The following is a 9,180-nucleotide window of genomic DNA, read 5'->3' as shown; positions in this document are numbered from 1 at the left end:
TGTAAGGATTAATGCAAGAGGCACGAGCGCTGAAGGAAAGCACTGGTATGAATACTAATTTTTAAATTCTAGGCAATTCTATAATTGTGGGGCTTTAAGCCCCACTTTTTGTTTTGCTAATCTTACCAATTCTCCAAATTTTAATCATATTTTTCTTGCTTAAACCATAGGATTGATATAAATACTGCTTACAAAGAATACAGGTTTGAGAATATTAGAGAGATCTATCAATTCCGTAATATTTTTCCCAAAAATATTATAGATAGGGTATTTATGCCTAACACAGTAAAATTGCTTAAATTGAGAATTTTCAAACTACATCACAAAATACTAAGACAAAAATAATTAAAAAGCCTTGCAAATTTTTCTTGAAAGCATTAAAACTTTTTAAAGTGATAAAAAATAGCCAAACTTTGGATTTGATAGAATTTGTGTATAATTCCTTAAGCTGAGAAATACTATGGAGATAAAAAATGAAAACGATTAAAAAGAATATTATTCCTCTGTTTATAATCATTCCATTGCTATTCTCAAGCGCAAATTCAATATTAATTAAGCCCAAAAATATAATTCTTGTCCCTGCTTATTATGGAGAAAGTGGAAGTGAATTCAATAAGTTAATAAATTTCAACAAGAGAGTTTATGATACATTTGCAATACTTAATGTTGATGATGGACCAGGAAACGGAAAATTGGATTTTTATACAACAATCATTAGAAGATTACTTTTAAAAGGTAAAAAACCTCTTGGATATGTATATACAAGCTATGGAAAAAGGAATCTAAATGAGGTAAAAAGCGATATTGACAATTGGTTTAGTTATTACAAGAATATAAAAGGAATGTTCCTTGACGAAACGCAAGATACAGATGAGTTTGTTAACTATTATAAAGAGCTTTATACCTATATAAAATCAAAATATAAAGGGACAGTAATAATTAATCCTGGAACAAATTTTGATCCTGCTCTTATTAACTATTGTGATTATGCAGTTGTTTTTGAAGGGAATCTCAACGAGTTTAGAACATTTGAAGTGTATGACTCTTTGAAAATATACTCTAATAAACTTGTTGCCCTTATATATGGAGTAAATTTGAGGGAAATTAACGATTTAGAAACGCTTTTGAAAAATAAAAACATTGTAAACTACTATCTTACATGCGATAACCTCCCAAATCCATGGGACACATTCTCAACCTGTTTGAATTACGGTGAATAGATGATTATAAAAAACACTACCATAATTAATTTTGATACATTAACTCTAAAAGAAAATGTTGACCTAAAGATTGCTAAAAATAAAATAGAAAAAATCGGCAAAATTGACGAATTCGATACTGAAACAATAGATGGCTCATCTTTTTATATAATACCGGGACTTGTAAATACTCATGCACACACCGCAATGGCGCTATTAAGAGGAAGCGCAGAAGATGTAACATCTTCAGACTGGTTTAACAAGTACATATGGATTTATGAACAAAATATTCAAAAAGGCGATGTTTACCTCGGAACACTTCTTGGTGCAGTTGAAATGATATCATCGGGTATCACAACGGTTTTTGATCACTACTTCAATATGCAAGAGGCGTTCACCGCTTACAAAGAGTTGGGAATGCGAGGAGATCTCTCATATACAATGTTTGGAATAGGGGAAACTAAAGACAAAAATTTTAAAGATGCAATGGATTTTATTGAAAAATATAATGGGACAGACGATCTAATTACCATAAGTCTTGGACCACATTCCCCATATGTATGCCCAAAAGAATTCCTTGAGAATATTTCTAAAATTAAGCAAAACACGGGTTTAAAGGTGCACCTCCATATTTCAGAAGAGCCCTGGCAAATTGAAAAATCTTTGAAAGAATATGGAATGACTCCGATTGAGTTTATTGATTCCATTGGTTTATTGGATGAAAATACCATTTTAGCGCACGCATACTATGCAACAAACTCGGATCTTGATCTCATTAAAGGAAGAGACGGCAATATTTCTCATGCAGCAAAAACATACCTTAAATTTGCATGGGTGAACAACTTCATTAACAGAGCAGTTGAAAAAGGTATTAATGTATCCTTTGCAACAGATGGAGCAGCATCAAACTCAAACTACTCTATCTTAGAAGTTGCAAGATTGTCTGCCCTTCTTGGAAAAATTGCTGATTTGAATCCAACCACTTCAAAGATTGGTGATATTTTAAAACTCTTTTCTAACGGAGAAAAATTTTTGAAGAAACCAATTTCAAAAATAAAAGAAGGTTATTTAGCTGATCTTGTCTTTTTAGATAAATACTCTCCAAGACTAAATCCTCCAATAAACATATTTGCTAACTTTTTATACTCGGTAAGTGAATTAGACATAAAAATGGTTATGATAAATGGAAAAATCGTTTATAAGGATGGAGAGATCTTTGGCTACAAAAAAGAAAAACTCATTCAGGACATAAACAAAGTTTATAAAAGACTTTTGAGGAAAGATACTGATAAACCCATGCAAACATTTGGATAAATTATTACACCCTTTAAAGTAAGTTCTGAAGACAATAAAAACATAGCATTTAAATCGTTTTAGACGAACAAAATTTTGCTAAAAGGGTAAAAGTTCATTAAATTTAAAAATACCCCCTAAAAACGCCTTAAAATGCACGGTTTCACATTAGCATTTATGCGGACTCTACGGTTTAATGCGGTTTCTTTTAGAGGTAAAGACCTAACACTAAAAAATTACAAATTAGATTTTCCTTAATCTTATATAAACCCCAAAAAGTTTTAACCCTACATCAAAAAGGAGTATAATCAAAAAGGAGTATAATAAAAAACAACTAAATATAGAGGAGGAAACAAATGAGACTATTTGTCTTTGAAAAAGATGGCTTCTTAAATGTAGGCATAGAGGAAAACGGAAACAAGATAGATATTGGAAAACTTGGTGAAGCAATGGAACACATTGGTGAAAGAGAAGCTCCATATGTTGATTCGGTGTCATCTGCAATTGAAAACTCTGAGGATATAAAGAAGATGATTACTTGGGGCAAAAAGACATTTAAGGATCAATTTTATGAACTTTTCAAGGTCAATGTGAAAAAATACTATCCACCAATTGATAAATCAGCAATGGTTGTTTGTCTTGGTAAAAATTATGTGGAACATGCAAAAGAAACAGGAGGAGATATTCCTCAAGAACCAATTCTTTTTGGAAAATTTGCAACACTATCCATTACTGATGGAGATATAATCATGTATCCAAAATGGGCAACCCGCATAGACCCAGAGCCAGAACTTGCCGTTGTCATAGGAAAAGAGTGTAAGGACATTAAACCTAAAGAAGCGTTTGATTGTGTTTTTGGTTATACAATCGTAAACGACATAACCGAAAGAGATATCGAATTTAAAGATATGAAAAAAGGCTTACCTTGGTTTAGATCAAAGAACTTTGAAACTTCCCTATCAATTGGACCTTATATTGTTACAAAAGACGAAATTAAAGATCCCCACAATCTTGAGATTGAACTCTACATAAACGGTGTTTTAAAGCAAAAAGGGAACACAAAAGATATGATCTTTAAAATTGATGAGACGATCGCCTATATTTCAAAATACTTTACATTGAATCCTGGTGATGTAATTTCAACAGGAACAGTCCCAGGAATTTTACCAATTCAAAAAGGCGATGAGGTAATTGTAAAAATTGAAAAAGTTGGCACGCTAAGAAATAAGGTTTCACGATAAAATTAAAAAATGGTGGAGCAGAGGGGACTTGAACCCCCGGCCTCATCCGTGCGAAGGATGCGTTCTACCACTGAACTACTGCCCCACTCATTATGAATTATACCAGATTTTTAAATTTTCATTTTTCTACATATTGCATTTGAATAAAATTAATCTATAATGTATCTAAAGGGAGACCAAAATGAGCGCATTATTTGGAAAGAAGGATTTTAGAAGAGATTTACAAAATTTAATCCAAAAGGGGGACATAAAGGGAGCCTGCGATTATGCCATTAAAAACTCCTCAAACTACGAAGATTTAGGAAATTTTGATGATGCAATTCTCATTTTAAAAACCCTAATTGAACTTCTTCACGAAAACAAAATCGACAAAAAAGACTGTCTTGAACTTGCTTTGGAAAAAATTATAGCGCTATATATCGAAATAAACGAAGTAGATAAGGTAATTGAAAACTCCATAGAACTTGCAAGACTTAAAATTGACCTTTCTAAAACTTCAGAGGCAGTGCAACTTCTAAAAATGATCGACTTAAGATACAAACTCAACACAAACCAAATGAAAGAGATTATAAAAATTTATACTTCCATAGGACACTATCCAAACGCATTAAAACTAATAGATAGAGTACTTCAAAAAGAAAAAGACAAAGAACTCATTAAACTTGCAGGTGATATCCTTTACAATAGCTCTGATTTTGAAAAAGCTCTTGAATACTTTAAGGCTCTGTCAGTATTGGATCCTGACAATGAATATGCAAAGAAGAAAATTGATGAAATTGAACGTATGCTAAGAGCTTTAAATAGAAATAACGAAAATGTTGAGCAAAAAATATTGAGAAAGGAAGAAAAGTTAGAAGAGCGTGCTTTTGAAGAAGAACCTACAATTGCAACTAATGAAACTTTCAATAAAGTTGCGCAAACTCCTGTTAAAGAATCTATAAAAGAAAATATTAAAGAAGAATTAACAGAAGATAAAATCAAGGATTTGAATGAGAAATTAGTAATTGAAGAAAAGACGGAAGAAAGAAAAGAAGACCAAAAACCTGAAATCACAAAAAGTGAAGTAATTTCTGAAAAAACCACAATATCAAAGCCTCAGAGGATAAATCTTGAAAATATACCCGAGTATATTGAGGCACTTACTCACATTGAGCATGGAAATATTAAGGAAGGCGTAAAAATCCTTGAGACACTTGCGCTTGACTTCGAAGGTAAGGACATAGACACAGCAATTGAGATCTACGAGAAAATACTCCTCATTGACCCAACAAATGTTTCTGTTGCAAAGAAAATTTCAAAAATCCTCCTTGATAAAGGACGCACAAAAGAAGCAATATTCTATTTAAGGAGCGCTTCAAATAGTATTGATCCCAAAGCAAGACTTGAAGCCTTGCTTTCTTTAAAGGAACTTATTCCACAAGACGAAAACATCTTAAACCGTATTTTCAATACATACATCGAACTTGGAAATATAAATGATGCGTTTGAAATACTTAAACAATTTAGCGACGAAAAGCTTAGCAGAAATCTTGAGGATTTCTTTGATTATGTAAAAGATAACTTAAGTATCCTTTCCAAGGTATCAAAATTCATCAGCTCAAAAAAGATTGACGAATTTATAAAATTTAAATACCTCCACAGAACTTATGAACTTTATAGCCTATCAAACGACAAAATTGAAAGCATTAAGTGGCTTATAAAAGCACACTCCGTGCATAAGCTTTCCCTTGATGATTATCTTAAAGGCGCAAAAATTTTAAAGGATTTGAAACTTCCAGAAGAGGCGGAAATTATTGCTCAATCTATATATGAATACATTGAACTTGAAAACGACCCGTTGAAGGCCTTTGAATTATCTAATGTGATAATAGATCTTAATATAAATAAGCCCCTTTATTATGCAAAACATCTTGAACTTGCAAAACGCATTGGTAAGAATGATGTTGTGCTTTTAATGGTAGACAAAATCATTTCTCATAATGCCGTGCAATATGCGGAACTCGTTTACGATAGCTTAAAGGAAAGGTTTAAAGACTTTGACATAGACACACTTATAAAACTTGCAAATTATTTTGAAATTGCAGGTCTCTCTAATGCCTCATATGAAATTAACCTTGAAATCCTCAAAAAAGACCCATTGAATGCAAACGCCCTTGCTAAAACATTCATCTACGCTGTGGAAAAGGGAGATGAAAAAGAGATTCTATCTTTCCTTGAAAAATTCCCACCAAGTGCCTCTTATGCAAACATAATCGAACCCGTCATTGAAAAATATAACAATTTAAAGAACAAAAATCCATTTGACCCAACATATCACTTCATAATAGGATTCCTTTATTTCTTTACTGAAAGATATGAAGAATCAATTGCCTACTTCCAGTTTGTAATTAGATCTAATAGGAATAAACCTCTAATGAGGCTTATGTTAAGTATTTGCTTTGAAAGGACAATGCTTCACGACTTTGCTTTAAAACAGCTCGAATTAGGTTTAAGCGAAGACGGAATACCTGAAGTTAAAAAAGAATTACTCTACCGATATGCAGTTATGAAGAAGAATTTAGGTGATGTAATCAGTGCAAGGAAGGCACTTACTGAACTTCTCAAAATGGGGGATTACAAAGATGCAAAACTACTCTTAGAGACTTTGCCCTCTGAAGGAAAAATTATAGATATAAGAGGTGATGAGAGATGATCTCACCAGGAGGAGAAAAAATAGGTGAAATACTCATAAAAAAAGGAATTATAAATCGTGAGACACTTGAAAAATATCTTTCTGTCCAAAATGTCACAAAAGAGCCCATTCTTAAGATCTTAATGGATAACGGCGTTATCGATGAAGTGCAGCAAGCTCAACTTCTTGCTGAGCAGTGGGGATTTGATTTTGTTGATCTTGCAAAATATCCAGTTGAGAAAGAAGTCCTTAAATATACAGACCCTGAAAAGGCAAAATCCTTTGGTTTTTTTGTATTCAAAAAAGAGGGACCAGTATACCATGTTGCAATATCAGATCCCACAAATATTGATACAGTTGATTATGTGAGAGCAGTTTATGGAACAAATGTTAAATTCTATGTAACACCAAAAAGTGCAATAATTCAAACAATAGAAAAGTACTATGAACTTGAAAACGTAGTCAAAAAGGCAGAAGAGGAATTTACAGATGTTGAAGTTGTTGAAACTGTTGAGGAAAACGACCTTTCACGATTAAGAATGCTCGGTGAAGACGCACCTGTTGTAAGGCTTGTTAATAGTATCATATCTCAGGCAATTGTTGAAGGTGCATCAGATATTCACGTAGAGCCAATGGAAGATTCTGTAAGGGTGCGTTATAGAATTGACGGCATTTTACACGAAAAGCAAAGACTCCCAAAGAAGATTCAAGCAGGAGTTATTGCAAGATTTAAGATCATCTCAAACATGGACATCGCAGAACGTAGAATCCCACAGGATGGACGTATTTCACTTAAGTTTGAAGGACGACCTGTTGATTTTCGTGTCTCATCACTTCCTTCAATCTTTGGGGAAAAGATTGTTTTGCGTATCCTTGATAAAACATCTGCAATTAAACCACTTGAACAGCTGGGATTTTCAGAGGAGAATCTTAAAAAATTTGAAAAAATTATTACCCAACCTTATGGCATGATTCTTATTTCGGGTCCTACAGGATCGGGAAAAACAACGACACTTTATTCAATTCTTAACCGATTAAATACACCCACAAAAAATATAATAACAGTTGAAGACCCAGTTGAATACCAATTAAAAGGAATAAACCAAGTTCAGGTAAACGAAAAGGCAGGTCTCACTTTTGCAAACGCTCTTCGTTCAATTTTACGTCAGGACCCAAATATCATTCTTATAGGAGAAATTCGTGATAAAGAAACAGCACAAATAGCAATTGAAGCCGCACTAACAGGACACTTAGTTCTATCAACGATACACACAAATGATTCAGCATCAATTCCAACGCGTCTTATTGATATGGGTATAGAACCATTTTTGGTTGCTTCATCTTTGATTGGTGCAACGGCACAGCGTCTTGTAAGAAAGATATGTCCTAAGTGCAAAGAATCTTTTATTCCATCAAAAGATGTGCTTGAGCATCTTGGCTTTGAGGTTCACGAAGGAGTTAATTTCTATAAAGGAACAGGTTGCGATTTTTGCAACAATACTGGCTACAAAGGAAGAATTTCAATTTCTGAAATTTTACCAATAACACCTGAGATTCAAAGACTTATTCTTAAGAGAGCATCATCTAAGGAAATCCTTGCAGAAGCGAAAAGATTGGGTATGAAGACACTTCTTGATGACGCCTTAATGAAGGCAGCTGAAGGCATTACAACACTTGAAGAGGTTATGAGAGTTGTCTCAACTTTGGAGGTTGCAGAATGATAAATATTAATGAGATTTTAACACTTGCAGCAGAACATAAAGCATCAGATGTGCATTTAACAGTTGGTTTACCTCCTGTCTTGAGGATAAACAAAGAGCTTGTGTATCTTGAAGCAGATCCGCTTACACCTGAAGATACTGCGGAAATGATGTATTCAATAATGACAGATAAGCAAAAAGAACTATTTAAAGAAAAACTTGAGTATGACTTTTCTTATGGACTTAAAGGTCTTGCACGATTTAGGGTTAATGTATTTATGCAAAGAGGAACAGTATCTGCTGCATTTAGAAGAATACCTTTTGATATACCGCCTCTTGATTCTCTTGGAGTTCCAAAGATTGCTCACCAAATAATTGAAGAAGAGAGAGGTTTTGTGCTTGTAACAGGACCAACAGGACACGGAAAGTCAACAACACTTGCAGCAATGATTGACGAGATAAACACGAAATACTCAAAACATATTGTTACAATCGAAGATCCAATAGAATATCTTTTCAGACACAAAAGATCAGTAGTCGTGCAGAGAGAATTAGGTACTGATACATTATCGTTTCCGTCGGCACTGCGTGCAGCGCTTCGTGAAGATCCCGATGTTATCCTTGTGGGAGAAATGAGAGATCTTGATACTATTGCAACAGCTTTAACTGCAGCAGAAACAGGACATTTGGTTTTTGCAACCTTACACACAAATTCAGCATCGCAATCTGTTGATAGAATTGTTGACGTTTTTCCACCCCACCAACAGGAACAGGTAAAGATGCAGCTTTCATCAGTTCTTCTTGCAATATTCTCGCAGCAACTCATTCAGAAAAAAGACAAAAGAGGACTTGTCCTTGCAACAGAAGTTCTAATTGCAACACCTGCGGTAAGAAACCTGATAAGGGAAGGCAAAACACATATGATTCCATCAATTATCCAAACTTCATCAAATTTTGGCATGCAAACAATGGAACAATCGCTTAAGGAACTTGTGTTAAGAGGTGATATAACCTACGAAGATGGTTTAAGATATGCATTTAATAAAGAAAACTTTATTCACTTAATGGAAAGGTGA

6 protein-coding genes and 1 tRNA gene are annotated in these 9,180 nt (G+C 33.7%); 6 read left to right on the top strand and 1 reads right to left on the bottom strand.

The annotated features are described in order from the left end of the window. Positions 1 to 473: 473 nt before the first annotated feature. The 3 genes from ACP5SP_RS04245 (at position 474) to ACP5SP_RS04235 (ending at position 3,733) form a co-directional block, all read left to right on the top strand. Positions 474 to 1,220 (top strand): spherulation-specific family 4 protein, encoded by a 747-nt coding sequence (locus tag ACP5SP_RS04245; RefSeq protein ID WP_424606973.1) that lies wholly within the window; start codon positions 474 to 476, stop codon positions 1,218 to 1,220. Further along, entirely contained in the window at positions 1,221 to 2,513 is a 1,293-nt protein-coding gene (locus ACP5SP_RS04240; RefSeq protein ID WP_428076073.1) for an amidohydrolase, read from the top strand. Positions 2,514 to 2,848: 335 nt separating this feature from the next. Continuing rightward, complete coding sequence (locus ACP5SP_RS04235; protein ID WP_416085511.1) at positions 2,849 to 3,733, top strand: fumarylacetoacetate hydrolase family protein; 885 nt, start codon at positions 2,849 to 2,851, stop codon at positions 3,731 to 3,733. A 10-nt stretch (positions 3,734 to 3,743) separates the two neighbouring features. On the opposite strand, the gene ACP5SP_RS04230 is transcribed toward ACP5SP_RS04235, so the two are convergent. Continuing rightward, a tRNA-Ala gene (locus ACP5SP_RS04230) sits at positions 3,744 to 3,818 on the bottom strand. Positions 3,819 to 3,914: 96 nt separating this feature from the next. On the opposite strand from ACP5SP_RS04230, the gene ACP5SP_RS04225 reads away from it, so the two are divergent. Genes ACP5SP_RS04225 through ACP5SP_RS04215 form a run of 3 tightly spaced genes read left to right on the top strand, consistent with a single transcriptional unit; the run spans position 3,915 to position 9,180 of the window. Then, a complete protein-coding gene (locus ACP5SP_RS04225) occupies positions 3,915 to 6,425 on the top strand; it encodes a tetratricopeptide repeat protein (RefSeq protein ID WP_428076072.1) in 2,511 nt (836 codons plus the stop codon). Then, on the top strand, positions 6,422 to 8,125 hold the full coding sequence (locus tag ACP5SP_RS04220; protein ID WP_424596965.1) for a GspE/PulE family protein: 1,704 nt from the start codon (positions 6,422 to 6,424) through the stop codon (positions 8,123 to 8,125). Before ACP5SP_RS04225 ends, ACP5SP_RS04220 begins: the two co-directional genes overlap by 4 nt. Beyond that, on the top strand, positions 8,125 to 9,180 hold the full coding sequence (locus ACP5SP_RS04215; RefSeq protein ID WP_428076074.1) for a type IV pilus twitching motility protein PilT: 1,056 nt from the start codon (positions 8,125 to 8,127) through the stop codon (positions 9,178 to 9,180). Before ACP5SP_RS04220 ends, ACP5SP_RS04215 begins: the two co-directional genes overlap by 1 nt.

It is taken from the genome of Caldisericum sp. (assembly GCF_049967455.1).
Taxonomy (GTDB): Bacteria; Caldisericota; Caldisericia; order Caldisericales; family Caldisericaceae; genus Caldisericum; species Caldisericum exile_A.
Note: the sequence above shows the minus strand (reverse complement) of the source record. Positions and strands in the feature narration are given on the sequence as shown.